Below are 26,758 nucleotides of genomic sequence, written 5' to 3'. Positions count from 1 at the left end.
CCCAGACGGGCAAGCGACCGCTTAGTATGCGGCGGAGCAGTGGTAATGCCGACAGTGTTGTGGAGGCCCCTCATGCAGGCATGGCGAGTGCACCGGAACGGCGAGCCGAGCGAGGTGATGGAGCTCGAGGAGACGGACCGGCCGACCCCCGGGGACGGGCAGGTGCTGCTCGAGGTGCGAGCGGCGAACATCAACTTCCCCGACGCGCTGCTCTGCCGCGGCCAGTACCAGGTCAGGCCCCCGCTCCCCTTCACCCCTGGGGTGGAGATCTGCGGCGGGACGGAGGACGGACGGCGCGTGCTCGCCACCCCCGCGCTTCCCCGGGGCGGTTTCGCCGAGTACGTCGTCGCGGACGAGGCGTCCCTGCTGCCGGCTCCCGACGCCCTGGACGACGCGGAGGCCGCCGCCCTGCACATCGGCTACCAGACCGGCTGGTTCGGGCTGCACCGCCGCGCCCGTCTGCAGGCCGGTGAGACGCTGCTGGTGCACGCGGCCGCAGGCGGGGTCGGAAGCGCCGCCGTCCAGCTCGGCAAGGCCGCCGGCGCCACCGTCATCGGGGTCGTCGGCGGGCCCGAGAAGGCCCGGATCGCCCGTGAGCTGGGCTGCGACCTGGTCATCGACCGCCGGAGCGAGGACATCGTCGCGGCGGTGAAGGAGGCCACGGGCGGGCGCGGCGCGGACGTCGTATACGACCCGGTCGGCGGGGACGCCTACGCCAAGTCCGTCAAGTGCATCGCCTTCGAAGGCCGTGTCGTCGTCGTCGGCTTCGCGAGCGGCACCATCCCCTCGCCCGGCCTCAACCACGCCCTGGTGAAGAACTACTCGATCGCCGGACTCCACTGGGGCCTGTACAACACCAAGGACCCCGCAGCCGTCCGCGCCTGCCACGACGAGCTCGTCAAGCTCGCGGCGCAGGGCGTCATCAAGCCGCTGATCAGCGAGCGCGTCCCCATGGCCGACGCGGCGCGGGCTGTCCAGCGGGTCGCCGACGGCACCAGCACCGGCCGCATCGTCGTCCTGCCGTCAGGAGGCACCCGTTGAGCACCGCCATCGACGCGGCACAGATCCGCCGCCTCACCCAGGAGCTGCTGGCGGCCCACCCGCCGGCCACCACCGACCGCACCGACTTCCTCAAGGCGCGCTTCGACGCCGGCCTGGCCTGGGTGCACTACCCCGCCGGGCTCGGGGGCCTCGACGCGCCACGCTCCCTGCAGCCCGTCGTAGACGCCGAGCTCGCCGCCGCGGGCGCCCCCGACAACGATCCCCGCCGCATCGGCATCGGCCTCGGCATGGCCGCTCCGACGGTCCTCGAATACGGCACCGAGGAGCAGAAGCAGCGCTTCCTGCGCCCGCTGTGGGTCGGGGAGGAGGTGTGGTGCCAGCTCTTCAGTGAGCCAGGAGCCGGATCCGACCTCGCGGCGCTCGGCACCCGCGCGGTCCGTGACGGCGAGGACTGGGTGGTCGACGGGCAGAAGGTCTGGACGTCCAGCGCCCATGTGGCCCGCTGGGCGATCCTGATCGCCCGCACCGACCCGGACGTACCGAAGCACCGCGGGATCAGCTACTTCATCTGCGACATGACCGACCCGGGCGTCGAGGTGCGGCCCCTGCGCCAGATCACCGGCGAGGCCGAGTTCAACGAGGTCTTCCTCACCGGTGTACGCATCCCGGACAGCAGGCGTCTCGGCCCGGTCGGCGCCGGCTGGAAGGTCGCCCAGACCACCCTGATGAACGAGCGCGTGTCCATCGGCGGAGCCCGTATCCCCCGCGAGGGCGGCATGATCGGCACCGTCGCGAAGACCTGGCGCGAGCAGCCCGCCCTGCGCACCCACGACCTCCACCAGCGGCTGCTCACCCTGTGGGTCGAGGCCGAGGTCGCCAGGCTCACCGGTGAACGGCTGCGTCAGCAGCTCGTCGCAGGACAGCCCGGGCCGGAAGGCTCCGGCATGAAGCTCGCGTTCGCCCGCCTCAACCAGGAGATCAGCGGACTCGAGGTCGAACTCCTCGGTGACGACGGCCTGTTGTACAGCGACTGGACCATGCGCCGTCCTGACCTGGTCGACTTCACCGGACGCGACGCCGGCTACCGCTATCTGCGGGCCAAGGGCAACTCCATCGAGGGCGGCACGAGCGAGGTCCTCCTCAACATCGTCGCCGAGCGTGTCCTCGGGCTGCCCGTCGAACCGCGTAACGACAAGGACGTCGCCTGGAAGGATCTTGCCCGATGACCGCACGGACCGAAGCCGCCCACACACCCGACCTGCTCTACTCAGAAGCCGAGGAGGACCTGCGGTCGGCCGTGCGCTCGCTGCTCGCCGACCGGGCCGACGCGCCGACGGTGATCGCCGGGACCGAGTCCGACACGCCGTACGACCTGCGGCTCTGGGAATCGCTCGCCGCGGGGATCGGGGCAGCCGGGCTGCTGGTACCGGAGAAACTGGGCGGCCAGGGTGCCACCCATCGGGAGGCCGCCGTCGTCCTGGAGGAACTCGGCCGCAGCGCCGCCCCGGCGCCGTATCTGACGAGCGCCGTCGTCGCGACCGAGATCCTCCTCGCGCTGGGTGCCGAGGACGGCCCGGCCGCCGGACTCCTCGGCGAGCTGGCGTCGGGCAGCAGGATCGCCGTGCTCGCCCTGCCGTTCGCCACGGCCCCCTCCGACGGGGCCGCCGCGATGACCGGCACCCTGAAGCGGACCGTGACCGGCGTCGCGGAGGCTGCGGCGGCCGACGTGCTGCTGGTCCCCACCGCGGAGGGCCTGTACGCCGTGGAGACCGGCGCGGACGGCGTCGCCGTCCAGCCGCTCGTCCCGCTCGACCTGACCCGCCCGCTCGCCACGGTCACCCTGACCGGGGCCACCGGGACCCTGCTCGCGGAGGCGGGCCCCGCGGCCGCCGCCGTGGGCAAGGGCCTGCTCGCCGGTGCGGGGCTGCTCGCCTCCGAGCAGCTCGGACTGGCCGAATGGTGCCTGACCGAGACCGTCCGGCACACCCGCGAACGTCACCAGTTCAACAGGCCGGTGGGCTCGTTCCAGTCGCTCAAGCACCGGATGGCCCAGCTCTGGCTGGAGGTCGTCTCCGCGCGCGCGGCCGCCCGCAACGCAGCGGACGCGCTGGCGACCGGCAGCCCGGACACGCCGCTCGCGGTGGCCGTGGCGCAGGCCTACTGCTCCAAGGTCGCGGTACACGCCGCGGAGGAATGCGTACAGCTGCACGGCGGCATCGGGATGACCTGGGAGCACCCCGCCCACCTCTATCTGAAGAGGGCCAAGGCCGACTCGATCGCGTACGGAACCGCAGGACGCCACCGTGAGGCCGTAGCCGGTCTGGTGGAGCTTCCGGCTCCCTGAGCCGACGACGGGCGGGGGCGCGTGAGCACACGTGCCCCCGCCCTGTCATGCCCTGCGGATCGACCGGAGCGGTGAGCAGGGGGAACAGCAGACGCAGCGCAACCGACGTGCGGACGAAGGGCGTTCCAACTCTTGGCAGGTGCCTGCTATCGGTTGCTCCACGCCTCCATAATCGTCGCGTCCCCCCCCGCCCGCTCTGCCCGCCCGACCGCTTCAGGGAGACCCCATGGCACACCTGACCCGTCGCAGAGTCGTCACCACCGCCCTCGCCACCGCAGCCGCGGGCGCGTTCGTCCCCGCCCAGACAGCGGCCGCCGCGCCCGCCCGCCCCCGGGGGCCCCGCCCGCTGGCCCGGGCCCACGCCCACAACGACTACCTGCACCCGCGCCCCCTCCACGACGCGCTCGCGCACGGCTTCACGAGTGTCGAGGCGGACATCTTCCTCGTCGACGGTGAACTGCTCGTCGCACACGAGGCCGAGAGCCTCGACCCCGCACGCACCCTCGTCTCGCTCTACCTCGACCCGCTGCTCGCCCGGGTCCGCGCCAACCACGGCACCGTCCACGCGGGACACCCCGCCCCGCTGCAGCTGCTGATCGACATAAAGACCGACGGCGCGGCCGCCTACCTCCGACTCGACCGGGTACTGCGCCGCTACCGCCCGATCCTCACCCGCTCCGTGCACGGCCGGGTCCGCACCGGCGCCGTCACACCCGTCATCTCGGGGGACCGGGCCGCCCGTGTCCCGATGGAGCGGCAGACCACGCGGTACGCCTTCTACGACGGCCGCCCGGAGGACCTCGGCACCGCCGCTCCCGCCTCCTTCATCCCGCTCATCAGCGGCAACTGGGCGACGAACTTCAGCTGGCAGGGGACCGGGCCCTTCCCGGCCGCCGAGCGTGACAGGCTGTCCACCTTCGTCGCATCGGCCCACGCGAACGGTCAACGGGTCCGCTTCTGGGGCACTCCCGACCTCGCGGGCCCGGCGCGCGACGCCGTCTGGGCCGAGCTCGTCGCGGCGGGCGTCGACCACCTCAACACCGACGACCTGGCAGGGCTGGAAGCCTTCCTCCGCCGGCAGGAGGCCGTCGGCCGCCGAAGCGGCTGACCGTCACCGACAGACGTATCCGGTCACCGTGCGTCAACACCCGTTCGGCGGACACGCCGGTTGGCCGAACGGCCCCTCCGCTGCGCCACACTGGCGGCCGAATGCCGCAAATCCGGCGCGGCGGAGGAGGTTGGCCATGGCCATTTCGATCTCAGTGGTGCTGCTTCTGCTGGTCCTCGCAGCGATCTTCCTGCGCAACGGCGGGCTCAAGCTGTCGCACGCGATCGTCTGCGCACTGCTCGGCTTCCTGCTGGCCAGTACGAGCATGGCTCCCACGATCCATGAAGGGATCACCGCCACCGCGAACGTGGTCAGCGGCCTGAAACCCTGATTCCACACGCACCGCCCGGGTGCGGGAGAATGTCGGCCCGATCGCGGCACAGCGCCGCACGGGACCCGACCGGGGCGGTACCGTCGTCCGAGGGCCCCTGCGCGCGCTTCGTCGACATGGCTTGGACCTGACCGATCCTCGCCACGTACCTGGAGAACGCATCCATGTCATTCCCGCCCCCCGGCCGGCACTCGGGCGCAGCCCACCACGAGTACTGCAACAACGCCCTGTGCTGCCGCTGCCAGCAGCGCCAATGGACGACGAAACTCGGCGACGAGCGCCTCTGCGGACCGTGCGCCGCCTGCTGCCGCGACTGCGGCCGCGCCCCCGCGCCCCATCTGGACGGGCTCGACGACGGACTCTGCGCCGAGTGCAGGGGCCTCTGCGGCCGCTGCCAGCGCGTCCTGCCCGCCGAAGGCATCTGCACCTGCCGAAAGTGGCGCGAACGTGCGGCAGGCGATCCGGTCACCTACATCCTTCAGGCACTCCCGCAACCGCTGGTCCAGGCGCTCGGCCACCGCCACCCCCGTACGGTGCACGACCTGATCCATCAGGAGCTCGCCCGGCGCACCCCGGACCAGCTCCTGGAGCGGCTCGAACGCAGGTGGAACGTCCGCTGGTCCCACGCCCTCCACGAGAAGGACGAGGACGGCCGCCGCCGCTGGGCACCGCAGGAGATCGCCGAGGCGCTCGTGAGCCCGGGGCGCTGCGCGAATCCGCAGTGCGAGGACGGATATCTGATCACCACCGACACGCCGTGCGGCCAGTGCCTCCGCCCCACCCACCGCTTCGTCACGTCGGTCGCCGACCGGACGGCCACCTCGGAACACGCCCGCGCGACCGCCGCGCAGATCCGGCGTGCGCTTCTCGAAGGCCGCTCCGTCAAGCCGGGCAAACGGCGGCCGGCCGGCTGAGCCCGCTCAGCCCTTGTCCAGCGCGCCCCGCACCAGCGCCGCGGCGAGCACGGCCGGGGCCTCGTCCTTCGCCAGCCGGACGATCCCGTCCGGCGTGCTGGGCAGGCCGAGCCGTTCCGCTCCCTGGAGCGCCTTCGCGTCCAGGTAGGGCGAGGCCTCGGGCCACACCGTTTGCACCTCGCGCACGAAGATGTCGGCGCCCGCCGGCCCTATGCCGGGAAAGCGGCGGAGCCCGGACCGCAGGGCCTCCATGTCGCCGTCGGCCTTCCGGCGCAGCCGCCGCAGGTCACCGCCGTACTCGTCGAGAAGGAGCTGGGCACCGTCCCCCAGCTGGGTCGCCGTCCGTTCGTCGTACCGCCGGTAGCCGCCCTCGCCGAGCGCGTCGACGCGCTCCTGCCAGGTGGCGTCGGCCATACGGCGCGGAGTCCGCAGCCGGTGCGAGAAGAGTGCCTGCGCCGAGGCCACCGCCACCTGCGCGCGGATGCGCGCGCTCAGCAGATGGCTCAGGACGAGCAGCTGGTACAAGGGCTGGGGGGTGTCACGCAGCCGGATGCCCGCCTCGGTGGCGTACGTGGTGCCGTGCCGTTCCAGCAGTTCCTCCAGGGTCCGGCGGGCACTCACGTGAACCCGAAGATCCGCGCGATGAAGTAACCGGCCACGACGAGTGAGCCGAGCAGTACCACGGCGGCCCAGAGGACCGGGTGCTCCCAGATCCCTCCGTCGGCGCGTTCGACGTGCGCTTCGCTTATGCAGCCCTCGGCCGGAGGGGTCTCCGTGGGGGGCGTGAGTGAGATAGCCATGTATCCACCTTCTCTCCGGGCGCCCGTCCCCGCGAGGCCGGTGCCGATGGGGTCACGCGTACGTCCGTACGGAGTCCGACCGGCCCCCGAAGCGCTGCGGTGGCGTGGAACGGGGCACCGTCAAGGAATGCCTGCAGTTTCCACGCCCGAGCCCGTCGTCAAACTCGTCCAGCGCACCACCGAACCGGCCGCGGCCCAGACACTGCGGTCGACGGCGGCTGCCGTCATCGCCTTCGCCGTGGCCCAGACCGTGCTGCCCGAACCCCACCCCGCGCCGCTCACCGCCCCTCTGACCGCCCTCCTCGTGGTGCAGGTGACGCTCTACGCCACACTCACCACCGGGATCCGGCGTGTGAACGCCGTCGTCGTCGGGGTCCTGATCGCCAGCGGGTTCAGCTCCCTGGTGGGCCTCAGCTGGTGGACCCTGGGCCTGACCATCTTCACCTCCCTGCTGATCGGGCGGCTGGTACGGGTCAACGAGTTCGTGCCCGAGGTGGCCATCAGCGCGATGCTGGTCCTCGGCGTCGCGCAGGTCGCGGACACAGCATGGGAGCGCGTTCTGGAGACGCTGATCGGCGCCGGCGTCGGCCTGCTCTTCAACCTCCTGCTGGCCCCGCCCGTCTGGGTCGAGTCGGCGGGCTCCTCCATCGGCGGTCTGGGGGAGCGGATGGGAAAGATGTTCCGGGCCCTCGGTGACGAGATCGGCGGCAACCACCCCGTTCGGGAAGCCGCCGCCCGGCTCCACGAGGCCCGCCGCCTGGACCACGACATCGTGGAGGTCGACGCGTCCCTGCGGCAGGCCGAGGAGAGCCTGATGCTCAACCCGCGCGTCAAGCAGGGGCTGCTCTACCGCGTCGTCCTGAGGACCGGGCTCGATACACTGGAGATCTGCGCCGTGGTGCTGCGCGTCCTGACCCGCACGCTGACCGACCTCGCCAAGGCGCGCACCGACGAGGCGCTCTTCCCGGAGGACGTGGCCACGGACCTCAGGGAACTCTTCGGGCACATGTCCGACGCCATCGAGGGGTTCGCGCTCATGATCACCACGCCGATGGCCGAGAGCGGCGAGGAGGCCGAGGAACGGCTGGCCGACGCCCTCGCCCGGAGCCGCACGACACGCGACCGCGTGGCGGATCTGCTGCTCGAAGACGTCCAGGAACATCCGAGGCAGTGGCAGCTGCACGGCGCACTGCTCGCGGAGGTCGACCGCATCCTCGACGAACTCGACATCGACAAGCGGACGGAGCGTCTGGCCGAGGAACTGGACCGGCGTTCTGCGGAGGCCCACGAGCGCCACCCCCGCCTGCGCGAGGCATCACGCCGACTGCGCGGGGTGAAGCGGACGCGCCTGCGGGCCGGGGAGTGAGGGGCGTCAGTCCGCCGGCCGTCGCGCCTCCCCGTCGGGCCGCACCCGGCGCCGGTGGCTGGTGTCGCACCACGGATACATCCGGCTGCGCCGGCACATGCAGAGGGCCACGACGAAACGGTCGGAGGCAGCCACACTGCCGTCCGGGCAGGTGACCTCCACCGGCCCCTCGACCAGAAGAGGGCCCTCGGCGCCGAGGGTGATCCGGCACGGGCGTTCAGGCTCGTTCGGCACGGATGACCACCAGTTCCTCTGCCGTCTCCGCCTCGTCCATCAGCCCCGTCGCCCGGAGCCACCGCAGCCTGGAGCGCAGCACGGGCCCGAGGGGCACCAGGGCGCGGTGGCTGACATGAGCCCGCATCCCCGCATCGGAAAGGCGCTGGAGGGTCACTTCGCTGTCGCACAGGCCGGAGTGCACGAGCATGAGGCGCCCGCCGGGGCGCAGCGCCGCCGGGACCGTCTCGCAGATCCTGTCCAACACGGCGCGGCCGTCGCGCCCTGCCTCCCAGGCCCGCGCCGCACCGCGCCCGGGAAGCTGCCCCAGGGGGGACGGCACATAGGGCGGATTGCAGATCACCAGGTCGTAGGACCGGCCGGGCAGGGCCGAGAGCAGATCGCTGCGCCGCACGGTGATGTGCCGACGGTGCAGCAGCGCGTTCAGCCGGGCCGTCGCCACGGCCCGCCACTCGACGTCCACGGCCGTCACCCGCGCTCCCCGCCGGGCCGCGTGCAGGGCGAGGGCGCCGCTGCCGGTCCCGACATCCAGGACCTCGGTGCCCGGGCCGATGTCCTCCCGGTTCAGTGCTGCCATGAGCAGGAGAGTGTCGTGCTGGGGCGCGTACACCCCGGGGAGGGTCATCAAACGGGTGTTACGGGTGTCCTCGGCCATGTCTGCTGACATCTGCGACTCCATTCGGTGCTTCGCCGGCGGGATGCGGACCAGGGCGGTGGTTCAGGCCTGCCAGTCCGCGAGCAGCCGGTCGCCGAGCCGGTCCTCGAGGAATGAGGTGGCGGTGATGCCGAACGCGATGTCGGCCGCCAGTCCGGGTTCGTCCTCGAGCAGACCGCCGATCACCTCGCGGCGCACCACCTGCTCGTGCACCGCGTCCGCTTCGACGTGCTCGGTGTAGAAGAACTCCGCCGCGGGGCCCGCGCCCGTGCGCTTCATCGCGTCGGCGAGGCGCCGGGACGCGGGGGACGAGGTGATCTCGACAGCGGCGAAGTGGCCCACCAGGGCACCGCGCAGCCGGCGGTGCAGGCCGAAGAGCGACATGACGTTCACCAGGGCCAGCATGGGCGCGCAGCCCTCGTCCAGATAACGGCCGTACGCCGTGTCGAGGCCCAGATCCGTCATGAGGCCGGCGAACAGCGATGCGTGGACGCGGTCGGCGCGCCCGGCGCCGAACTCGTCGTACTCGATCGCCGCCATACCCGCCTTCGCCCGTCCACTGAGCCGGGGCAGCACCCAGGCGTGCGGGTCGGCCTCCTTGAGGTGGTACAGCGAACGCTGCAGCGCGTACGCGCGCAGATGGCGCAGCTCACCCCGGTCCTGGAGGAACCACGAGACGCCGGAGCCACGGACCGGTTCGACGAGGAGACCGTCCAGGACCTCGTCCAGCCCCGCGTCCACCGGGGCGTCGCGCCGGAGAGCCGTCAGGAAGCGGTCCTCCAGAGCCGCGCGTACGGCGAGCAGGGGCGGATCCCACTCCATCTCGGGGCGCACGCCGCTGAACCCGCGGTAATGCAGCTCGTAGCAGACGTACAGAGCGAGCTGCAGGTCGTCGCCGTAGGGTTCGGCAGCCCCGGCGGTGGCCGGGTCCGGCAGAACGCCGTCGTCCCGCAGGTAGCCGATGACCCCTGCGGACAGCGCGCCGCGTCCTCGTGGAAGTGAAGGTCCTGTGCGTTGACGTGACATGGTTTTCCTCCTGCCCCGGCAAGCCCCGGAGTCACACGGACAACCGTGATCGACTGTACGCCGAACGTCCCCGACCGGCCTGTCCGCAGGGACGCGGCCGTCGGCGGCGCCCTATGTCCGCGCTGTCCAGTCCAGGAGCCGTTCCATCGGCCAGGTGGTGATCACGCGGTCCACGGGTACTCCACACTCTTCCGCCCGCGCGCACCCGTAGACCTGCCAGTCCAGCTGCCCCGGGGCGTGCGCGTCGGTGTCGATCGAGAGGAGGGCACCCGACGCGACCGCCCGCCGGAGCAAATCACGCGGGGGATCGAGCCGCTCCGGGCGGCAGTTGATCTCCACAGCCGTCCCGGCCTCGGCACACGCCGCGAAGACCCGGTCCGCGTCGAACTCCGATTGCGGACGCTTCTTCCCGCCGAGGAGCCGGCCCGTACAGTGCCCCAGGATGTCCGCGTGCGGATTGCGTACGGCGGCGAGCATCCGCTCCGTCATCGCGCCCGCGTCCATGCGCAGCTTCGAATGGACCGACACCACCACCACGTCGAGCCGCGCCAGCACGTCCGGGTCCTGGTCCAGCGAGCCGTCGTCGAGGATGTCGCACTCGATCCCGGTGAGCAGACGAAAGGGCGCCCACCGCTCGTTGAGCTCCGCCACCACGGACAACTGATCGAGGAGGCGCTCGGTCGAGAGCCCGTTGGCCACGGTCAGCCTGGGGGAGTGGTCCGTGAGCACGGCCCACTCATGGCCCAGCCCGGCCGCCGTGCGGCCCATCTCCGCGATCGGCCTTCCCCCGTCGGACCAGTCCGAGTGCAGATGGCAGTCCCCGCGAAGGGCCGCGAGGAGCGCCTCGCCGCCGGAGGCCAACGGTACGGAGGCCTCTTCCTCCAGCTCTTCGAGATACCCGGGCGTCGCCCCCTCCACCGCCTCACGGATCACCTTGGCCGTCTTCGGCCCGATGCCGCGCACCGTCTCCAGGGAACCGTGCGCCACCCGCTGGGCGACCTCCTCGCCGTCCATGGAACCGATCGCCTCCGCCGCCGTGCGGAAGGCCTTCACCCGGTACGTGGCCGCCTGGGACCGCTCCAGGAGGAACGCGATCCGCCGCAGCGCGTCAGCCGGATTCATCGTCAGGGCCGCGCGGTGTGATGAGGATGGCCGTGCGTACGGCGGGCTTCCTTCATCTCAGCCTCGTAGAGATGGCGCCGCCCGCCCACGAGCTCCCGTCGCACCCGCTCCTCGACCGCGACGAACGGCCGGTAGTAGGTGTCGTCGTACGCCTCCACGATCTGAAAGGTCCAGCAGCCGGGGATGACGTTACGGCCCAGGATCTCCCGCTCCACCAGGTCGGCCTGGTCCGCGTGACCACCCATCCGGAGCAGCTCGACCGCCCGGTCCAGCGTCAGATCCGCACCGCCCGTGAGCTGGTGGAAACCGTAGAGCTGCCCACGCGCGCGCTCCACCCCTTCCAATGCCTCCGTCAGCGCTCCGAGCGCCTCGACGGTCGTGTCGTCGGCTCCGGACGGCCGGACGTGCTCTTCCTCGGGCCCGTCGGGGCCAGGGCTCTCACTCATGCATACGACTGTGCACGCCTCCCGGGCGCTGCGTCCCGCCGGAACGGCGAAAGGGTGAGAGCTTCCCCGGCCGCCCCCGTCCGCCGAGGTGCGGCGCGACCGATTCTGATCAGACTGGATCTCATGGCAGAGAACCGTCGCGCCCGATCCGGGCCCACAACGAAAACGGCAGCCCCACGCTCCTCGTCCCGACGCGGCCCCGAGCACGCTGCCCGTGCTGCCTGCGAGAGCCTGGAAAGACTGATCTGCCACCCCGCTGAGGGGGTCTCGGCGGTGCGGCGCAACGACGACGGATGGTGTGTCGTCGTCGACGTGCTCGAAGTACCCCGCATCCCGGACACCACGAGCCTGCTGGCCTCCTACGAGGTGCAGATCGATGAGCGGGGCGAACTCATGGAGTACAGCAGGGTCCGCCGCTACCGGCGCGGCTCCGCCGACGAATGACCCGTTTCGCCTCTCACCCGGAAGGACGCTCCATGACCACGACCATGTACGCCGACGAAGTCGCCCCGTGCCCGCCGAGGGCCGGCACGCTCTACGACGTTCTGGAACTCATCCTCGACCGCGGCATGGTCATCGACGTGTTCATCCGGGTGTCGCTGGTCGGTATCGAGATCCTCAAGATAGACGCGCGCATCGTCGTCGCGAGTGTGGACACCTACCTGCGCTTCGCCGAGGCGTGCAACAGGCTCGATTTGGAGCGCGACTCCGGCAGCACCACCATCCCCGAGCTGCTCGGCGGACGTGCCGCCAAGTCCGTGGGCAAGCGCAAGGTGCGCAAGGCGGCGGAGTCCGTCGGCGACTCCGTCCGCAAGGCGGTGGGGAGCGGTGACGATGACGACGACGACAAGGAAGAGCGGCCGAGGAAGCGCCGTGCGCCCGCCCGCGACGGGTCGAGCCGACGCCAACGCGCGGAGGCGTGAGCCGTGACCGAGAGCCGCGTGTACGTGTACGCGATCATCCTGGCAGGAGCGGAGCTCCCGGCCGACGCGGCCGGCGTGGGCAGCCCTCCCGCCGGGCTGCGGCTGGTCGGTGACGGGCGTGTCACCGCGGTCGTGAGCGACGCCCCGGAGCAACTGCGCGCGCGTCGCCGGGACCTGATGGCGCACCAGGACCTTCTGCTGCGCCTCTCGGCCGGCGGCCCCGTGCTGCCCATGCGGTTCGGCGTGATCGCCCCGGACGAGGCATCCGTCCGAGCCCAGCTGGCCGGATCGGAGCGCGAGCACCTGGCGACCCTCCACCACCTCGACCGGAGCGTGGAGATCAACGTGAAGGCGCTACCCGCCCAGAATGCGCTCGCAGCTGTCGTCGCCGAGGAGAAGAACGTACGGCGCCTGCGCGACGAGGTCCGCCGCCGCCCCGGTTACGAGGCCAACGTCCGGCTCGGTGAGGCCGTGGCAACGGCGCTCTCCCGCAGAGCGGCCGAGGCTGGGAAGAAGCTCCTTCACCAGCTCACGCCCATGGCCCGCGAGGTGGCTCCGGGGCCCGAGGTCCACGGATGCGCGCTCAACGTGTCGTTTCTCGTCGACCGCGAGGAGAGCGACGCCTTCCGGGCAACGGCGCAGCGGTTCGCCGACGCGCACAGGGAGCGCGTCGAGCTACGCGTCGCGGGTCCGCTGCCCTGCTACAGCTTCGTCCCCTCCCGTGCTCCGCGGCCGACGGTCTCGAGGATCTGACATGGGACTGTTCACCGGCCTGATCCTGCTGCCCCTCGCGCCGGTCCGCGGCGTGATCTGGGTCGCCGAGAAGGTGAACGAAGCGGCCGACCGGGAGCTGCACGACCCGGGTGTGATCCGGGCCCAGCTCGCCGCGCTGAATCAGGAGCTGGAGGACGGCAACGTCGGCCTGGAGGAGTTCGAACGGGAAGAGGCGGAGCTGCTCGACCGGCTCTATGCCGGACAAGCCCGCCCCGCGCCGAACCATCGAAGGTGACTCACTCATGGAAGATCAGACAAAGGTGACGCTCGCCGCCGCAGTTGTGGGCGGATACGTACTCGGTCGCACGAAGAAGGGGCGCGTGGCGCTCTCCGTCGCGACCTATCTGGCAGGCAGGCGCTTCGGCCTGGAGCCGCGCCAGCTCGCCGCCGAAGGCATGCGCCGGCTGGGCGAGATGCCGCAGTTCGCCGACCTGCAGGACCAGTTGAAGGGCGAAGTCCTCGACTCCGGCAGGAAGGCACTGACAGCGGCGGCCGACAGGGGCATGAACTCACTGGCCGATGCCCTCAGTGACCGGACGGCACGCCTGGGGAAGTCCGGCGACGAGGACGAGGAAGAGGACGAGGACACGTACGAGGGCGAGTACGACGAGGACGAGCCTGAGGACGAGGAGTACGAGGACGAGGAAGAGCAGCCGGAGGAGGACGAAGAGGAAGAAGAACCGGAACAGGACGACGAAGAACAGGACGACGAAGAAGAAGACGACGAAGAAGAAGACGAAGACGAAGAAGAACCGGAAGAGGAGGAGCAGCCGGAGGAGCAGAGGCCGAGCCCTCGCAGAAGCAGGTCCTCCGATGAGGCAGCCGACAAGAAGGCGGCGAAGAAGCCCGCCGCGAAGAAGGCTGCCGCCGAGAAGACACCGGTGAAGAAGCCCGCAGCGAAGAAGTCCGCACCGGCCAAGAAGTCCGCACCGGCCAAGAAGACCGCTGCGAAGAAGCCGGCAGCGAAGAAGGCGGCACCGGCCAAGAAGAAGGCGGCGGCCAAGAAGTCGGCACCGGCGAAGAAGTCCGCAGCCGGAAGAGCGCCTGCCAAGAAGTCGGCTCCGGCCAAGAAGTCCGCGGCCAAGAAGAGCGCTTCAGGCAAGAAGGCGACGTCATCGAAGCGAACCGCGTCCCAGCGCGGCGCACGGCGGAGGTAGGCAGCTATGGCCAGGACGGACAAGGACGAGCCCGAGTCGGAAACCTCGGGCATGGACCGCCTTCGCGAGGAGCTCTCGAACTTCGTCGGCGCACAGACCGGGAAGCTCGCGCAGAAGGCCGGTGACAAGCTGACGGGTCTCACCGGGCAGCTCACCGATATCGCCGAGAACGGCGGCTCACTGCCGTCGATCGCCTCTCGCGTCATGCAGGGCGATTCCCCGGTGAAGGCCTTCGTCTCGGAGAAGGCAGGGGACGTCAAGGACAAGGTCGTGGACAAGGCCAAGGACGCGTTCGGAGGCGGGAAGGGCAAGAGCCAGTCCGGCGGGGGTAAATCGATGAACATCATCGAGGTCCTCGACGTGGGGGTGCCGCTGCGGGACGCGTACGACTACTGGACGCGTTACGACAAGTTCGGCAGCTTCACCAAGGGCGTTCAGAGCGTCTCGATGGACGAGGAAATGTCGAGCGACTGGAAGGTCAAGATCGGCCCTTCCTCGCGCGGATTCAAGGCGACGGTCCAGGAGCAGATCCCTGACGATCGCATCGTGTGGACCTCCGAGGGGGCCAAGGGCTCCACACGCGGGTGTGTCAGCTTCCACGAACTGGCGCCGAGCCTTACCCGGATCGTTCTCGTGATCGAGTACTACCCCTCGGGATTCTTCGAGAAGACCGGCAACCTGTGGCGCGTGCAGGGCCGGCGCATGCGACTCGACTTCAAGCACTTCCAGCGATTCGTCACGCTCACCGACGAGGAGCCCGAGGGCTGGCGCGGCGAGATCCGCGACGGGGAAGTCGTCATGACGCACGAAGAGGCCGAGGAGAAGGAGGAAGCCGAGAACGGGGAGTCCGAGGACTCGGAGGACGACGAGGGCCCCGAGGAGGACGAGGAGGGCCCCGAGGAGGACGAGGAGGGAGAAGGGGGAGAAGAGGAGGACGAGGAGGAGCCCGAGGAGGAGTACGAGGACGACGAGGAACCCGAGGACGAGGGCGAGGACGAGGAAGAAGAAGACGAAGACGAGGAGCCCGAAGAAGAGGAAGAAGAGGAACCTGCCCCCAGGCGACGCGGACGGAGGGCGTCGAGGTGACCGAGCTCGACGTCGGACGGGAGGCGTACCCCGTTCCGGGGCCGCCGAACACCAACCTCGCGGACATCCTCGAACGCGTCCTCGACAAGGGCATCGTCATCGCGGGTGACATCAAGATCGACCTTCTCGACATCGAATTGCTCACCATCAGGCTTCGCCTCTTCGTGGCCTCCGTCGATACCGCGAAGAAGGCCGGTATCGACTGGTGGGAGACGGATCCCGCGCTGAGTTCGCGCGCTGCCCGCGACTCCCTCCTGGACGAGAACCGCGAACTGCGCGAGCGTCTGGAAGCGCTCGAGTCGAAGACGGACGAGACGTCGGACAACTGACGAGCAGGGAGAGTCGAACCACATGACGGAGCGGGGTTCCGAACAGGCTTCGGACAGAAGCGCCCTCTACGTATTCGCGGTGTGCGACACACCGGATCCGGCGGCGTTCGCGGATCTGCCGGGGGTCGAGGCCGGCGGACCACTGCGCCTGCTGCGTTTCGGCGAACTGACCGCGGTCGTCCAGACCGTCCGCGCCGCCGATTTCACGGACGAGGTGTGGCAGACCCGTCTGTCGGACCGGGAGGAGCTGGAGCGATACGCCCGCGCGCACCACGACGTGGTGTCCGCAGCCGCCGCGTCGTCCCCCACCGTCCCGCTCCCGCTCGCCACCCTGTACCACGGCGAGGACCGGGCCCGGCAGGCCCTCATCGGCGAGACCGCCCGCTTCAGCACCGCTCTGGAGCGCACGGCGGGCCACTCCGAATGGGGAGTCAAGGTCTACGCGGCCGATTCCCCGGCCCCCGGCCCGAGCCCCGTTCCGCTCCGGCCGGAGACGCCGGCGACACGTGTCCGCCCGGCGCCCGGGGCCGGTCTGGCCTATCTGGAACGCAAGCGCGGAGTGCAGGCCCGGCGCGAACAGCGGCATGAGGACGCGCTCCGGCTCGCCGAAACGGTGGATGCTGCCTTCGGGAACCTGGCCGCCGCGGGGCGCCGTCTGCGGCTGCACGCTCCCGACCTCGCGGGAAAGGGACGCGTCCAGGTCCTCAATGCCACGTACCTTGTGGCGGAGCACCGCGGAGCCGAGCTCCAGGAGCTCACCCGGACACTGAGGGACGCGACCGGGGCCGGGATCGACATCTCCGGTCCCTGGGTGCCGTACTCCTTCGTCGGTGAGGTGTAGGGATGGACCGCGAGGTGGTGCCCTGGGACAACCCCGAGCCATTGAGCGGCCCCATCGGGGTGCCGCTGGTCGATCTGCTGGACAGGGTACTGGCGACGGGCGTGGTGATCAGCGGTGACCTGGTGATCGCGATCGCGGACGTCCCGCTCGTGCGGCTGTCGCTCCACGCCCTGCTCTCGTCCGTCAATGAACGCGTTCCGGCTCCCTGGGCGGACGGAGGCCCACTGTGACCACTTCACGACTCGACGTCGACTCGGACCAGTTGGGGCGCGATCTCGTCGCCCTCGTGCTGACGGTGGTGGAACTGCTGCGTCAGCTGATGGAGCGGCAGGCCATCCGGCGAATCGATCAGGGGGACCTCACCGACGGCCAGGTGGACGAGATCGGCACCACCCTCATGCTGCTCGACCAGCGGATGGCGGAGCTCTGCGAACAGCACGGGGTACGTCCCGAAGACCTCAACCTGGACCTGGGCCCGCTGGGAACCCTGCTGCCCCGCGACTGACGCGCTCCTGCCACCCGCGCGGGCGGAACCCGGGTCGTTGGCAGAGGCAACTCAATGACCTTGTGTCTGGGCGTAGAGGCCACGAAGGCATATGCTCATATATGCGCACAATGTCCGCACGGGGCGTTCGTTCCGGAGGTAGTAATGATCATCATCGGAGCCATCCTTCTGATACTCGGCCTGGTGACGGGTGTCGGCGTCCTGTGGACCATCGGGATCATCCTGCTCGTGATCGGGCTCGCCCTGTGGCTCCTGGGTGCCGTGGGGCACGCGGTCGGAGGCCGCCGGCATTACTGGTGATGCGTCTCGGCATGTTTGAGGCGAAGGTGGCGGGGCAAAGCCCAAGTGGCGCGGGAGCGCTCCCACGCCGATGGATCCCCGCACCTCTCCTCGAACGTTCCGTCGAAATGGAGATCACACCATGATGTGTCATGACCGCGTCAATTTAGGCGGCTGGGTGCTGCGCCTGGGCGGTGTGTTCGCCGCCGCCCTTCTCTGCCTCCTCCCATGGACGGGCACCGCGAGCGCCCACGGCTCCGTCGTCGACCCGGCCTCCCGCAACTACGGCTGCTGGCTGCGCTGGGGTGACGACTTCCAGAACCCGGCCATGGAGCAGGAAGACCCCATGTGCTGGCAGGCGTGGCAGGCCGACCCGAACGCCATGTGGAACTGGAACGGGCTGTACCGCAACGGGTCCGGCGGCAATTTCCCGGCAGCCGTGCCCGACGGTCAGCTGTGTAGCGGCGGCCGGGCGGAGAGTGGTCGGTACAACTCCCTCGACACCGTGGGGGCGTGGAAGACCACCGACATCACCGGTGACTTCACCGTGAAGCTGTACGACCAGGCCAGTCACGGGGCCGACTACTTCCAGGTGTACGTCACCCGGCAGGGTTTCGACCCGGCCGCGGAGGCGCTGGGCTGGGGTGACCTGCAACTGGTCGCGGAGACGGGCAGCTACGCCCCCAGTCAGAACTACGAGATCCCCGTGAGCACCTCAGGTCTCAGCGGTCGCCATGTGGTCTACACGATCTGGCAGGCGTCGCACATGGACCAGACGTACTTCCTCTGCAGCGACGTGAACTTCACCTGACCTGGACCACCGTGCTCCGGCCCCGGCCCCGTCGGCCGTTCCTGGCCGACGGGGTCATCGGGCCACCGCGTGTCCGAGCGTGTGTACGTCCGTCAGGTGATCGATTGGCGGTCCGGTCCGTGCCGTCCTAACGTCGATGAGTGAACGTTTCCGTTCTCCCCTGACTTGTTTGGCGTCTAGTGCTATGACCGGATCGCAAGCGAAGTCTGCGCCTGCCGCCGGATCCCCGGAGCGGGGCCACGGCAACGGGATCGCGCTGCTCGTCATCGCCTCCTGCCAGCTGATGGTGGTCCTCGACGTCACCATCGTGAACATCGCCCTGCCGCACATCCAGTCCTCCCTCGGTTTCTCGACCGAGAGCCTGTCGTGGGTGATCAACGCCTACACCCTGACCTTCGGCGGGCTGCTTCTGCTCGGTGGGCGGCTGGGCGACATCCTCGGGCGCCGCAGGGTCTTCATCTTCGGTGTGCTGCTCTTCGTGGTGGCCTCGCTGCTGGGCGGCCTCTCGCAGGATTCCTGGCAACTGCTCGCGGCGCGTGCCCTGCAGGGGGTCGGCGGGGCGATCGCCTCACCGACCGCGCTCTCCCTCATCACCACGACCTTTCCCGAAGGACCCGAGCGGAACCGGGCGTTCGGTGTCTTCGCCGCGGTGTCGGCGGGCGGAAGCGCGATCGGTCTGCTCGCCGGCGGCCTGCTGGTCGAGTGGCTCGACTGGCGCTGGGTGCTCTTCGTCAACATACCCATCGGCCTGCTGATCGCCCTCGGAACGCCCCGGCACATCAAGGAGTCCGAGCGGCACCCCGGTCACTTCGACCTCCTCGGGGCGCTCACCTCGACCCTGGGCATGGTGCTGCTCGTCTACGGCTTCATCCGGGCCTCCGAGGACGGCTGGAGCGACAGCCTGACCATCGCCTCCTTCGGCGCCGCCGTGGTCTTCCTGCTGGTCTTCCTGGCCGTCGAGCGCCGGTCGAGGCAGCCCATCACACCCCTGCGCATGTTCGGCGACCGCAACCGCTCCGGTGCCTACGCCATGATGCTGAGCCTGGCCGCCGCCATGTTCGGCATGTTCTTCTTCCTGACCCTCTTCGTCCAGAACATCCTCGACTTCAGCCCGTTGCGCGCCGGGCTGGCCTTCCTGCCCGTGAGCGCGATCATCGCCATCAGCGCCGGTCTCGCCTCGCGGCTGCTGCCCCGGTGGGGCCCCAAGCCCTTCATGGTGACGGGCGCGATCCTGGCCGCGGTGGGACTTGCCTGGCTCACGCAGACCGATGTCCACAGCACCTACCTGGGCAGCATCCTCGGCCCCATCCTGGTCTTCGGATTCGGTATGGGCATGCAGTTCGTGTCGCTGACGCTGATGGCGGTCTCGGGTGTGGCGCCCAGAGAAGCGGGGGCCGCGTCCGGAGTTCTCAACGCGACCCAGCAGGTCGGCGGTTCGCTGGGGCTGTCCATCCTGGTCACGGTCTTCGGTACGGCCAGCCGCAACGAGGCGACGGATCAGATACCCCGTTTCCTGGCCGAGGCGACCCCCGCGCAGCAACTCGAGTTCCGTCGGACAGGTGAGCTTCCCGCGCCGTGGGGTGACCAGGTCCTGGCCTCCGGTGTGTCCAGCGCGTTCATCGCCGCCGCCGTCTTCTCCGTCGTCGCCGCGCTGGTGGCCCTGCTGGTCATCCAGGTCCGGTCCTCCGACCTGGAACGCCTGCGGGGCGGAGGCGCGACGGGCCCGCCCGGGACCGAGCAGGACGCTCCGGAGCCGGTCGAGGGCGGAGGGGGAGCGGATCCGGGCCGCGCCGGCGATGCGCGCGACGCCGGAGTTCCGACACGGGAACGAGACGGAGGCGAAGGTTCCCCTCCACTTGGATAGGGTGCCGTTCGCCATCAGTGTCCTTCGGGGGAGATTCAAGTAGATGAGTGGTCAGCAGCAGGACCGGGGCAACGGCTCCCAGATCTTCCAGCCACTGGCGGGGGACGACCCGGCCACGATCGCCGGATACCGGATCGCGGCCAAGCTCGGCGCGGGCGGGATGGGCAAGGTCTATCTGTCGTACACGCCCGGCGGGCGGCCCGTGGCGATCAAGGTGATCCGCCCGGAATTCGGCGAGGACGCGGAATTCAGGCGTCGCTTCGCCCAGGAAGTGCAGTCCGCGCAGCGGGTGCAGGGCCTCTTCACCGCGCCCGTGATCGACGCCGACACCGAGGGCACGCAGCCGTGGCTCGCGACCGCGTACGTGCCCGGCCCCTCCCTAGCCGACGCGGTCGCCGCGCACGGCGCACTGCCCGTACAGGCGGTGCTCCTGCTGATCGCGGGCATGGCGGAGGCCCTCCATGTCATCCACGGCGCGGGCATCGTCCACCGCGACCTCAAACCTCCAACGTGCTGCTCGCCGCCGACGGTCCCCGGGTCATCGACTTCGGCATCGCCTACGCGGCCGACGCGACCTCTCTCACCGGCAGCGGGGTGACCATCGGCACGCCGTCGTTCATGGCACCCGAACAGGCCGCCGGGCGCAAGGTGACCCCGGCCACCGACATCTTCGCCCTCGGCCAGGTGGCGGCGTACGCGGCGACGGGCGCCCCGGCCTTCGGTGAGGGGACCTCGCACGGAGTGCTCTACCGGATCGTGCACGAGGAACCGGACCTCACCGGGGTCCCGGAGCGGCTCACGGAGCTCGTCACCCGTTGCCTCACCAAGGACCCCGCGGGCAGACCGTCGATCGCCGAGATCATCGAACTGTGCCGCACCGCGAACGCGGAGACGGTCCTGCGCCGTCCCGAGGACTGGCTTCCCGCGCCGGTGGCCGCCGACATCACCGTGCGCGCGGCCGCTCCCGCTCCTGTCCAGACCCCACCGCCCCCGGCCACCGCCCCGGGAGCGGCGTACTCTCCCACCGCGCCCGCCTCCCCGGCACCGGTCACGCGGGCCCCGGCCACACCGCCCCCGGGTTTCGGGCCGCCCCAGCCGTACCCGCCCCACCAGCCGCAACACCCCACGCAGCCGTCCGGCGCGCCGGGCCACGCCTACGCACCCACCCAGCGCCCCTCGCCTTCGCAGCCGTATCCCGGGCCCGGGCAGCCCGCGCCCGCCCCCGTGAACCAGGCCGCCGCGCCGAAGAAGGGCACGGGCAGGCGCGCCCTGTTCATCGCTCTCGCGGCCGCACTGGTCTTCGGTATCGCGGGCGGTGGCACGGCCTACCTGCTGAGCAAGGACGACGAGAAGCAGACGCAGGGCGGGAGTTCGCCCCAGGACGGGCAGAAGGAGACGTCGAGCGGGACGCCGGCCCCGGACGCGAAGCCCGCGGACACCCCGGACGACGACGCGGAGGAGAAGCCGGCCCCCGAGCCCGTCGAATACAACGGCATCAACCTCACCGCCGGCTACCACCTGACCCTCGCGGACGAGGACGTACGGCCCCAGGAAGGCGAGGACGCCGGGTACGAACTCTCCTACGACACGGGCGGATACCTCGACGCGGAGAGCACCGACGGGAAGCTGGTGCTGCTCGACCCGTCCCAGGAGGGTTCGCTCGAGGCATGCCGGGCGGACACCAGGTTCACCGAGAACATCGACACCGAGAAGCTGTCGAAGGGCCGTCAGGTCTGTGTGTTCACGGGCAGCGGCCACATCGGTCTCGTGACGGTGCAGGGCTTCTCGGCAGAGGACTCACCGAGCAAGTACATGACCCTGGACCTGACGGTCTGGCGCAACGCGGGCGTCTGACGGGCCGTACCACCTTCCGGCGGGCGGCGGGGCGTTCGAGGCCTCGCCGCCCGCCTTCGGCCGAGGCGGGCGTCAGGCCAGATTCACGAGACGGATGTAGCGCACCCAGTCCCAGAGATCCCCGGGGTCCGTGTGGTCGCTGCCGGGCACCTCGTGATGGCCGATGATGTGCGCGCGGTCCTTGGGCAGGCCGTAGCGGTCGCAGATGTCAGCCGTGAGCCTCGCCGACCGCTCGTACATCGTGTGGGTGAAGTACGACGGCTGGTCGACCCAGCCCTCGTGCTCGATGCCGATACTGCGTGTGTTGTAGTCCCAGTTCCCCGCGTGCCAGGCGACGTCCCGCTCCCGTACGCACTGGGCCACGAGCCCGTCCCCCGAGCGCACCACGTAATGGGCGGAGACCTCGCTGCGCGGGTTCTGGAAGATGCCGATCGTCTCGGTGAACGTCTGCTGGGCGACGTGGATGATGACGCGGTCGACGGAGTACTCCGAAGGTCGGCTCGCCACCGTGTAGTTGGACGTGGACGCCGGAGCCCACTGGGCGCCGGGGTAATCCGTGTCCGCCGTCGGCACGGCCGCGGCGCGGGCCGAGGCCGGAAGGAGCGCCGCGGTGGCCGTCACCGCGGCGCTCTGAAGAATCCGTCTGCGCTGCATCGGTGCTCCTGTGCGATGGACGTGTGTCCGGTCTACGGCACAACACGTCCTGCCCCACCCGTACGGTTCCGCCCCGGGGAAGGACCGTACGCGTCGGGTCACATCGGCAACGCGCGTTCCGCCCTCAGGCGCCGGGCCGCACCCCGGCGAGGGCGGCCGCGGGATCGTCCTCCGCCGGGCCTGCCGGGACCCACCTGCCGCGCTCCTCGGCGTACGGCCACCAGCGCCCGTCGGGTCCGAGCCGCAGCTGCGCTCCGGCACCGACCGCCGTCCAGCGGTTGTCGGCGGCACGGAGCTGCGGGCCCTCGCCCTCCTCCCACGCGGAGGCGAGCTGCGCTCGGGCTCGCGCGAGTTCGTCGGGGCCCGGCAGCCACTCCCCGTCGCACACCGCCAGCGCGGCCGCCCCGCCGTACCGCCAGGCCCGTACCGCGGCGTCGAGACCGGCAGGCCCGCGTCCGGCCACCGCGCCGAGACGGGCCGCGAGGCGGGCGTCGGGCCGGCCGTCGGCAGCCAGCCGCACGGCGTCCTGCTCCGGCGTCAGCACGGCCGCCAGAGGCTGCCGTCCGTGTCCCGCCGTCAGCGCCTCCGCGAGCATCGCGAACGCCCGCACGGCGCTGTCCGCCGCCAGGAACTCCAGAGCCGAGGGGTCGACGCCTTCCGCCGGATCCGTCTCCGTGTCCAGCGACGGCGGCACTCCCGGCTCCGCCGGCAGGGGCGGGGGAGGGGGCAGCGGCGGCAGGATGTCCCGCGCCGCGTACGCCTCGTCGGCGCGCACCCCGCGCGACGCCGGACCGCTCGCCGGGCTTCCGGCCGACGACTCGTCAGCCGTCCCAGGAACAGCACGGGCCGCGCTGCGCACCTGCAATTCGTCGAGCAGCCACCGCTCGTCGCGCCCCCGCAACAGCAGCAGCACGAAGGGGTCCTGGTCGAGCAGCCGCGCCACCTGGTAACACAGGGCGCCCGTATGCGGACAGTGGTCCCAGGCCTCGCAGCTGCACTCCGGCTCCAGGTCACCGATGCCCGGCAGCAGTTCGAGACCGGCGGCGGCCGCGTCCTCCACCAGGTGCGGCGGCATCTCGCGGTCGAGCAGGGCGGCGATGTGGCCCGACCGCTCGGACGCCATGTCCAGGAACCTGTCCCACTCCTCCTCGGTCAGCTCCTGGAGCAGCACATCACTGCGGTACGCCGTCGAGTCGCGGTCCTGCACGACCGCTGTGATCCGTCCGGGACGGACGGAAACCGCGCCGACCCTGCCCTCCCGGGCCAGCCGGCGCCCCTTCTTGAGCTGCTGACCGTCGAGTGCGGTGTCCTCCAACGCCTTCAGCCACGCCCGCCCCCACCAGGAAGAGGCGAATCCCCGGCCCTGTGCGGGCGGCAGCGCGGCGAACGTGCGCTCCGGCTCGTAACCCTCGTTCATCGTGCGCCCCCTCGCAGCCCGACCAGTTCGGCCAGCTCCGCATCGCTCAGTTCCGTCAACGCGGCCTCGCCGCTACCGAGTACGGCGTCCGCGAGCCCCTGCTTCCGTGCCAGCATGGCGGCGATCCGGTCCTCCACGGTGCCCTCGGCGATCAGCCGGTGCACCTGCACCGGCTGGGTCTGCCCGATCCGGTACGCGCGGTCGGTGGCCTGCGCCTCCACGGCCGGATTCCACCAGCGGTCGAAGTGCACGACATGACCGGCCCGGGTGAGGTTGAGCCCCGTACCCGCCGCCTTGAGCGACAGCAGGAAGACCGGAACCTCACCTGCCTGGAACCGGTTCACCATGACCTCCCGCTCGGCAACCGGCGTGCCCCCGTGCAGGAACTGGGTGGGGATCCCGCGCGCCGCCAGATGCTGTTCCAGGAGCCGGGCCATCCGGACGTACTGGGTGAACACCAGCACCCCGGCGCCTTCGGCCAGGATCGTGTCGAGCAGTTCGTCCAGCAGCTCCACCTTCCCCGAGCGGTCCACGATCCGCGGCTGTTCCTCCTTGAGGTACTGCGCCGGGTGGTTGCAGATCTGCTTGAGCGCCGTCAGCAGCTTCATGACCAGCCCGCGCCGGGCGAAGCCGTCCGCGCCGGAGATCTCCTGGAGCGTCTCGCGTACCACCGCCTCGTACAGGCCGGCCTGTTCCGCCGTGAGCGACACGGCGCGGTCGGTCTCCGTCTTCGGGGGAAGCTCCGGAGCGATTCCGGGGTCGGACTTGCGGCGCCGCAGCAGGAACGGGCGGACCAGTGAGGCGAGCCGCTCGGCCGCGGCGGGGTCGTTGCCTCCCTCCACCGCGCTCGCGTAGCGGGTGCGGAAGGTGCCGAGCCGCCCGAGCAGCCCGGGAGTCGTCCAGTCGAGGATGGCCCACAGCTCGGAGAGGTTGTTCTCCACCGGTGTGCCGGTGAGGGCGACACGGGCCCGCCCGCCGACGGCGCGCAGCTGCCTCGCCGTCGCGGAGTGCGGGTTCTTGACGTGCTGCGCCTCGTCGGCGACGACGATGCCCCAGGACGTCTGCGCCAGGCGGGCGGCGTCGAGGCGCATGGTGCCATAGGTGGTGAGGACGAACTCGCCGTCCACCAGGTCTTCCAGCGACCGCGACCCGCCGTGGAAACGACGCACCGGTGTCCCCGGGGCGAACTTCTCGATCTCCCGCTGCCAGTTGCCCATCAGGGAGGTGGGGCACACCACGAGCGTCGGCCCGGCAGCGGACTCGACGCCCTGACGGTGCAGATGCAGGGCGATCAGTGTGATGGTCTTGCCGAGTCCCATGTCGTCGGCGAGGCAGCAGCCGAGGCCGAGTGAGGTCATGGTGTGCAGCCAGTTGAGGCCGCGAAGCTGGTAGTCGCGCAGACTCGCGTCGAGTGCCTCCGGCTGTCCGACCGCCCGGCGGTCCTCCGACTCGGGGTCGGCGATTCTCTCACGGAGCTGCTCGAGCCAGCCCGTCGCCGCCACTTCCACCCGGTGCCCGTCGACATCGGTGGTTCCCGTCAGCACGGCCCCCAGCGCGTCGATGGGGGTGACCTTGCGGTCATGGGTCCCGCGGGCCCTGCGGGCGTCCTCCGGATCGATCAGCACCCACTGGTCACGCAGTCTGACCAGTGGCCTGCCCGACTCCGCCAGCTGGTCGAGCTCCGCGCGGCTCAGGTTCCTGCCACCCAGCGCGAACCGCCAGTCGAACGCCAGGAGGGCGTCGGCCGACAGGAAGGACGGGGTGTCCCCTCCCGTGCGCGCGGTCGCCCCTGCGTCGTCGTCCTGCGGCCCGATCACCGCTCGCGCCGTGAGCTTCCTCGACAGCCCTCTGGGCCAGTGCACCTGGACACCCGTCGCGGCGAGCGCCCTGGCCGCCGGGCCCAGCAGTTCGGAGATCTCCTCGTCGGCAGGCTCGACCGCGTCCGGAACCGCGGCCGACAGGAGGGGCGCCAGCGGGGGCCAGGCACGGGCGGCGCGCCGCAGGGCGAGCAGGGCGTCCATGCGGGCGCGCGGACCGAACAGGGCGGCGGCGGGGGACCGGTCCGCCCACACGTCGGCCGCGTCGGCGACGCGGGCGGGGTCCTGGACGCTGTGGATCTGCAGGACCGCGCGGAACGAGGGTGCGCCGGCGCCGGCCCCCTCCAAGCCCTCCGCGTCGACATCGTCGCCGAGTCCCGAGACCTCGACACGGAGTGAGAGCCGCACGCCCGCGTCGTGACCGGCCGCGACGTCGGCCGCCCACGGCCGGAGCGCCGGCAGATGCTGTGCCTCCCGCGCGGCGAACGCCGGTGCGCCCGTGGCCGGTCCGGCCGCCGGGGTACGTGGGAGTCCGTCCACCACCGCGTCGAGGAACGACCGCAGGAGCGACTCCGGTTCGGCGAGCATCACGGGTTCGGCCGCGGGGTCGAGGGGCACCGCATGAGCCGCGGGCGGCATGGAAGCCGCCAGCACCCGGATCCGCTCCAGATCGCCGGCCGTCAGCGGGCCGGCCCGCCAGGCATCGTGGTCGGTGGGGCTCAGGCCGGGCAGCAGCAGTCCGCGCGCCGCGAGTTGGAGAGCGAGGACTCCGGCGGCGCCCCAGAACGCCGCGGAAGGGGAGGAGAGAGAGCCCGCCCGCGCCCGTGTCAGGACCGGCAGGGCGTCCCGCACGGGCATGGTCAACGCCGGGACCGCACAAGGGCGGAGGTCGCCTCCGACGACCGTCAGTTCCGCCGGACTCCCTGCTTCACCGGGAGGGGTGCTACCGTCCGCATTCCAGAACGCGATCAGGCCGGTACGGGCCGGATCCGCGGGGAGGAAGACTGCGGAGCAGCGGGACAGTTCAGAGATCTCGTTGAGCGTTGCCGCAGGGAGCCTGTGCACAGCGATGTCAGATTCCTCAAATTTGACTAGTGAG

Annotated in this window: 30 protein-coding genes and 1 pseudogene; 21 read left to right on the top strand and 10 right to left on the bottom strand. The window is 70.9% G+C overall.

The genetic code is table 11. The annotated features are described in order from the left end of the window. Window positions 1–72: 72 nt before the first annotated feature. From AB0P41_RS23835 to AB0P41_RS23810, 6 genes are all read left to right on the top strand, one after another. Window positions 73–1,041 carry an NADPH:quinone oxidoreductase family protein gene (locus AB0P41_RS23835; protein WP_356710947.1) on the top strand — a complete coding sequence of 323 codons (969 nt, stop codon included), beginning with the start codon at window positions 73–75 and terminating at the stop codon, window positions 1,039–1,041. Then, window positions 1,038–2,228 carry an acyl-CoA dehydrogenase family protein gene (locus AB0P41_RS23830; protein ID WP_356710945.1) on the top strand — a complete coding sequence of 397 codons (1,191 nt, stop codon included), beginning with the start codon at window positions 1,038–1,040 and terminating at the stop codon, window positions 2,226–2,228. The genes AB0P41_RS23835 and AB0P41_RS23830 overlap by 4 nt, the downstream gene beginning before the upstream one ends. Beyond that, window positions 2,225–3,346: an acyl-CoA dehydrogenase family protein gene (locus AB0P41_RS23825; RefSeq protein WP_365934028.1), complete on the top strand. Its 1,122-nt coding sequence runs from the start codon at window positions 2,225–2,227 to the stop codon at window positions 3,344–3,346. The genes AB0P41_RS23830 and AB0P41_RS23825 overlap by 4 nt, the downstream gene beginning before the upstream one ends. Window positions 3,347–3,572: 226 nt before the next feature. Beyond that, window positions 3,573–4,454 carry a phosphatidylinositol-specific phospholipase C/glycerophosphodiester phosphodiesterase family protein gene (locus AB0P41_RS23820; RefSeq protein WP_365934026.1) on the top strand — a complete coding sequence of 294 codons (882 nt, stop codon included), beginning with the start codon at window positions 3,573–3,575 and terminating at the stop codon, window positions 4,452–4,454. Between the two features lie 136 nt (window positions 4,455–4,590). After that, complete coding sequence (locus AB0P41_RS23815) at window positions 4,591–4,785, top strand: hypothetical protein (RefSeq protein WP_356710939.1); 195 nt, start codon at window positions 4,591–4,593, stop codon at window positions 4,783–4,785. A 164-nt stretch (window positions 4,786–4,949) separates the two neighbouring features. Next, window positions 4,950–5,699, top strand: coding sequence for a hypothetical protein (locus tag AB0P41_RS23810; RefSeq protein WP_356710938.1), 750 nt, complete (start codon window positions 4,950–4,952; stop codon window positions 5,697–5,699). 6 nt (window positions 5,700–5,705) lie between these two features. Here the strand turns inward: AB0P41_RS23810 and AB0P41_RS23805 are convergent, their stop codons facing one another. Both AB0P41_RS23805 and AB0P41_RS23800 read right to left on the bottom strand, forming a co-directional pair. Next, complete coding sequence (locus AB0P41_RS23805; RefSeq protein ID WP_365934023.1) at window positions 5,706–6,320, bottom strand: endonuclease; 615 nt, start codon at window positions 6,318–6,320, stop codon at window positions 5,706–5,708. Next, window positions 6,317–6,499: a hypothetical protein gene (locus AB0P41_RS23800; RefSeq protein WP_365934021.1), complete on the bottom strand. Its 183-nt coding sequence runs from the start codon at window positions 6,497–6,499 to the stop codon at window positions 6,317–6,319. Before AB0P41_RS23800 ends, AB0P41_RS23805 begins: the two co-directional genes overlap by 4 nt. Before the next feature lie 127 nt (window positions 6,500–6,626). Between AB0P41_RS23800 and AB0P41_RS23795 the strand changes: the two genes are divergently transcribed. After that, entirely contained in the window at window positions 6,627–7,865 is a 1,239-nt protein-coding gene (locus AB0P41_RS23795) for an FUSC family protein (RefSeq protein WP_365934019.1), read from the top strand. Window positions 7,866–7,871: 6 nt separating this feature from the next. Here AB0P41_RS23795 and AB0P41_RS23790 read toward each other — a convergent pair whose 3' ends face one another. From AB0P41_RS23790 to AB0P41_RS23770, 5 genes are all read right to left on the bottom strand, one after another. Beyond that, window positions 7,872–8,099 (bottom strand): CDGSH iron-sulfur domain-containing protein, encoded by a 228-nt coding sequence (locus AB0P41_RS23790; protein WP_356710931.1) that lies wholly within the window; start codon window positions 8,097–8,099, stop codon window positions 7,872–7,874. Beyond that, complete coding sequence (locus AB0P41_RS23785; protein ID WP_356710929.1) at window positions 8,083–8,766, bottom strand: HemK2/MTQ2 family protein methyltransferase; 684 nt, start codon at window positions 8,764–8,766, stop codon at window positions 8,083–8,085. The genes AB0P41_RS23790 and AB0P41_RS23785 overlap by 17 nt, the downstream gene beginning before the upstream one ends. 51 nt (window positions 8,767–8,817) lie before the next feature. Beyond that, complete coding sequence (locus AB0P41_RS23780) at window positions 8,818–9,780, bottom strand: iron-containing redox enzyme family protein (RefSeq protein WP_356710927.1); 963 nt, start codon at window positions 9,778–9,780, stop codon at window positions 8,818–8,820. A gap of 111 nt (window positions 9,781–9,891) precedes the next feature. After that, window positions 9,892–10,902 carry a PHP domain-containing protein gene (locus tag AB0P41_RS23775; RefSeq protein ID WP_365934017.1) on the bottom strand — a complete coding sequence of 337 codons (1,011 nt, stop codon included), beginning with the start codon at window positions 10,900–10,902 and terminating at the stop codon, window positions 9,892–9,894. Window positions 10,903–10,904: 2 nt separating this feature from the next. After that, a complete protein-coding gene (locus AB0P41_RS23770; RefSeq protein ID WP_356710923.1) occupies window positions 10,905–11,348 on the bottom strand; it encodes a hypothetical protein in 444 nt (147 codons plus the stop codon). Between the two features lie 123 nt (window positions 11,349–11,471). Here AB0P41_RS23770 and AB0P41_RS23765 point away from each other — a divergent pair, with 123 nt between their 5' ends. From AB0P41_RS23765 to AB0P41_RS23700, 14 genes and pseudogenes are all read left to right on the top strand, one after another. Continuing rightward, window positions 11,472–11,792: a gas vesicle protein gene (locus tag AB0P41_RS23765; RefSeq protein ID WP_356710921.1), complete on the top strand. Its 321-nt coding sequence runs from the start codon at window positions 11,472–11,474 to the stop codon at window positions 11,790–11,792. A 32-nt stretch (window positions 11,793–11,824) separates the two neighbouring features. Continuing rightward, window positions 11,825–12,271, top strand: coding sequence for a gas vesicle protein GvpJ (gene gvpJ, locus AB0P41_RS23760; RefSeq protein ID WP_365934015.1), 447 nt, complete (start codon window positions 11,825–11,827; stop codon window positions 12,269–12,271). Between the two features lie 3 nt (window positions 12,272–12,274). Next, complete coding sequence (locus AB0P41_RS23755) at window positions 12,275–13,024, top strand: GvpL/GvpF family gas vesicle protein (RefSeq protein ID WP_356710918.1); 750 nt, start codon at window positions 12,275–12,277, stop codon at window positions 13,022–13,024. A gap of 1 nt (window position 13,025) precedes the next feature. Then, window positions 13,026–13,280: a gas vesicle protein GvpG gene (locus tag AB0P41_RS23750; RefSeq protein ID WP_356710916.1), complete on the top strand. Its 255-nt coding sequence runs from the start codon at window positions 13,026–13,028 to the stop codon at window positions 13,278–13,280. 7 nt (window positions 13,281–13,287) lie between these two features. Next, entirely contained in the window at window positions 13,288–14,202 is a 915-nt protein-coding gene (locus tag AB0P41_RS23745; protein WP_365934012.1) for a histone protein, read from the top strand. Between the two features lie 6 nt (window positions 14,203–14,208). Continuing rightward, complete coding sequence (locus AB0P41_RS23740; protein ID WP_365934010.1) at window positions 14,209–15,288, top strand: SRPBCC family protein; 1,080 nt, start codon at window positions 14,209–14,211, stop codon at window positions 15,286–15,288. Beyond that, the gene (locus tag AB0P41_RS23735) at window positions 15,285–15,617 is read left to right on the top strand and encodes a gas vesicle protein (protein ID WP_356710910.1); all 333 of its coding nucleotides are present in this window, start codon (window positions 15,285–15,287) and stop codon (window positions 15,615–15,617) included. The genes AB0P41_RS23740 and AB0P41_RS23735 overlap by 4 nt, the downstream gene beginning before the upstream one ends. A 22-nt stretch (window positions 15,618–15,639) precedes the next feature. After that, window positions 15,640–16,458 carry a GvpL/GvpF family gas vesicle protein gene (locus AB0P41_RS23730; protein ID WP_365934009.1) on the top strand — a complete coding sequence of 273 codons (819 nt, stop codon included), beginning with the start codon at window positions 15,640–15,642 and terminating at the stop codon, window positions 16,456–16,458. 2 nt (window positions 16,459–16,460) lie between these two features. Next, entirely contained in the window at window positions 16,461–16,688 is a 228-nt protein-coding gene (locus AB0P41_RS23725; RefSeq protein ID WP_356710907.1) for a gas vesicle protein, read from the top strand. Next, window positions 16,685–16,963, top strand: a complete 279-nt coding sequence (locus AB0P41_RS23720; protein ID WP_356710905.1) for a gas vesicle protein K — start codon at window positions 16,685–16,687, stop codon at window positions 16,961–16,963. Before AB0P41_RS23725 ends, AB0P41_RS23720 begins: the two co-directional genes overlap by 4 nt. A 144-nt stretch (window positions 16,964–17,107) precedes the next feature. Next, entirely contained in the window at window positions 17,108–17,263 is a 156-nt protein-coding gene (locus AB0P41_RS23715; RefSeq protein ID WP_167748664.1) for a DUF6131 family protein, read from the top strand. A 124-nt stretch (window positions 17,264–17,387) separates the two neighbouring features. After that, entirely contained in the window at window positions 17,388–18,053 is a 666-nt protein-coding gene (locus AB0P41_RS23710) for a lytic polysaccharide monooxygenase auxiliary activity family 9 protein (RefSeq protein WP_365934216.1), read from the top strand. A 184-nt stretch (window positions 18,054–18,237) separates the two neighbouring features. Further along, a complete protein-coding gene (locus AB0P41_RS23705) occupies window positions 18,238–19,917 on the top strand; it encodes an MFS transporter (protein WP_356710901.1) in 1,680 nt (559 codons plus the stop codon). 43 nt (window positions 19,918–19,960) lie between these two features. Then, a pseudogene (locus AB0P41_RS23700) lies at window positions 19,961–21,771 on the top strand (serine/threonine-protein kinase). Between the two features lie 72 nt (window positions 21,772–21,843). Here AB0P41_RS23700 and AB0P41_RS23695 read toward each other — a convergent pair. The 3 genes from AB0P41_RS23695 to AB0P41_RS23685 form a co-directional block, all read right to left on the bottom strand. After that, window positions 21,844–22,425, bottom strand: a complete 582-nt coding sequence (locus tag AB0P41_RS23695) for an N-acetylmuramoyl-L-alanine amidase (RefSeq protein WP_356710898.1) — start codon at window positions 22,423–22,425, stop codon at window positions 21,844–21,846. Window positions 22,426–22,549: 124 nt separating this feature from the next. Then, a complete protein-coding gene (locus AB0P41_RS23690; RefSeq protein ID WP_365934007.1) occupies window positions 22,550–23,842 on the bottom strand; it encodes an SWF or SNF family helicase in 1,293 nt (430 codons plus the stop codon). Further along, the gene (locus AB0P41_RS23685) at window positions 23,839–26,724 is read right to left on the bottom strand and encodes a DEAD/DEAH box helicase (protein WP_365934005.1); all 2,886 of its coding nucleotides are present in this window, start codon (window positions 26,722–26,724) and stop codon (window positions 23,839–23,841) included. The genes AB0P41_RS23690 and AB0P41_RS23685 overlap by 4 nt, the downstream gene beginning before the upstream one ends. Between the last annotated feature and the right edge of the window lie 34 nt (window positions 26,725–26,758).

The sequence above is a fragment of the Streptomyces sp. NPDC079167 genome (assembly GCF_040686735.1).
Taxonomy (GTDB): Bacteria; Actinomycetota; Actinomycetes; order Streptomycetales; family Streptomycetaceae; genus Streptomyces.
The sequence above is the reverse complement of the archived record's forward strand: the minus strand, read 5'-3'. Positions and strand labels throughout refer to the sequence as shown.

Bases quoted from the DNA above. Each gene is read 5' to 3' on its own strand.
- AB0P41_RS23780 (WP_356710927.1), bottom strand. From the start codon at position 9,780: ATGTCACGTCAACGCACAGGACCTTCACTTCCACGAGGACGCGGCGCG.
- AB0P41_RS23750 (WP_356710916.1), top strand. From the start codon at position 13,026: ATGGGACTGTTCACCGGCCTGATCCTGCTGCCCCTCGCGCCGGTCCGC.
- AB0P41_RS23715 (WP_167748664.1), top strand. From the start codon at position 17,108: ATGATCATCATCGGAGCCATCCTTCTGATACTCGGCCTGGTGACGGGT.
- AB0P41_RS23775 (WP_365934017.1), bottom strand. From the start codon at position 10,902: ATGAATCCGGCTGACGCGCTGCGGCGGATCGCGTTCCTCCTGGAGCGG.
- AB0P41_RS23810 (WP_356710938.1), top strand. From the start codon at position 4,950: ATGTCATTCCCGCCCCCCGGCCGGCACTCGGGCGCAGCCCACCACGAG.
- AB0P41_RS23765 (WP_356710921.1), top strand. From the start codon at position 11,472: ATGGCAGAGAACCGTCGCGCCCGATCCGGGCCCACAACGAAAACGGCA.
- AB0P41_RS23820 (WP_365934026.1), top strand. From the start codon at position 3,573: ATGGCACACCTGACCCGTCGCAGAGTCGTCACCACCGCCCTCGCCACC.
- AB0P41_RS23740 (WP_365934010.1), top strand. From the start codon at position 14,209: ATGGCCAGGACGGACAAGGACGAGCCCGAGTCGGAAACCTCGGGCATG.
- AB0P41_RS23690 (WP_365934007.1), bottom strand. From the start codon at position 23,842: ATGAACGAGGGTTACGAGCCGGAGCGCACGTTCGCCGCGCTGCCGCCC.
- AB0P41_RS23730 (WP_365934009.1), top strand. From the start codon at position 15,640: ATGACGGAGCGGGGTTCCGAACAGGCTTCGGACAGAAGCGCCCTCTAC.
- AB0P41_RS23800 (WP_365934021.1), bottom strand. From the start codon at position 6,499: ATGGCTATCTCACTCACGCCCCCCACGGAGACCCCTCCGGCCGAGGGC.
- AB0P41_RS23705 (WP_356710901.1), top strand. From the start codon at position 18,238: ATGACCGGATCGCAAGCGAAGTCTGCGCCTGCCGCCGGATCCCCGGAG.
- AB0P41_RS23815 (WP_356710939.1), top strand. From the start codon at position 4,591: ATGGCCATTTCGATCTCAGTGGTGCTGCTTCTGCTGGTCCTCGCAGCG.
- AB0P41_RS23835 (WP_356710947.1), top strand. From the start codon at position 73: ATGCAGGCATGGCGAGTGCACCGGAACGGCGAGCCGAGCGAGGTGATG.
- AB0P41_RS23710 (WP_365934216.1), top strand. From the start codon at position 17,388: ATGTGTCATGACCGCGTCAATTTAGGCGGCTGGGTGCTGCGCCTGGGC.
- gvpJ (WP_365934015.1), top strand. From the start codon at position 11,825: ATGACCACGACCATGTACGCCGACGAAGTCGCCCCGTGCCCGCCGAGG.
- AB0P41_RS23770 (WP_356710923.1), bottom strand. From the start codon at position 11,348: ATGAGTGAGAGCCCTGGCCCCGACGGGCCCGAGGAAGAGCACGTCCGG.
- AB0P41_RS23725 (WP_356710907.1), top strand. From the start codon at position 16,461: ATGGACCGCGAGGTGGTGCCCTGGGACAACCCCGAGCCATTGAGCGGC.
- AB0P41_RS23795 (WP_365934019.1), top strand. From the start codon at position 6,627: ATGCCTGCAGTTTCCACGCCCGAGCCCGTCGTCAAACTCGTCCAGCGC.
- AB0P41_RS23745 (WP_365934012.1), top strand. From the start codon at position 13,288: ATGGAAGATCAGACAAAGGTGACGCTCGCCGCCGCAGTTGTGGGCGGA.
- AB0P41_RS23785 (WP_356710929.1), bottom strand. From the start codon at position 8,766: ATGTCAGCAGACATGGCCGAGGACACCCGTAACACCCGTTTGATGACC.
- AB0P41_RS23695 (WP_356710898.1), bottom strand. From the start codon at position 22,425: ATGCAGCGCAGACGGATTCTTCAGAGCGCCGCGGTGACGGCCACCGCG.
- AB0P41_RS23825 (WP_365934028.1), top strand. From the start codon at position 2,225: ATGACCGCACGGACCGAAGCCGCCCACACACCCGACCTGCTCTACTCA.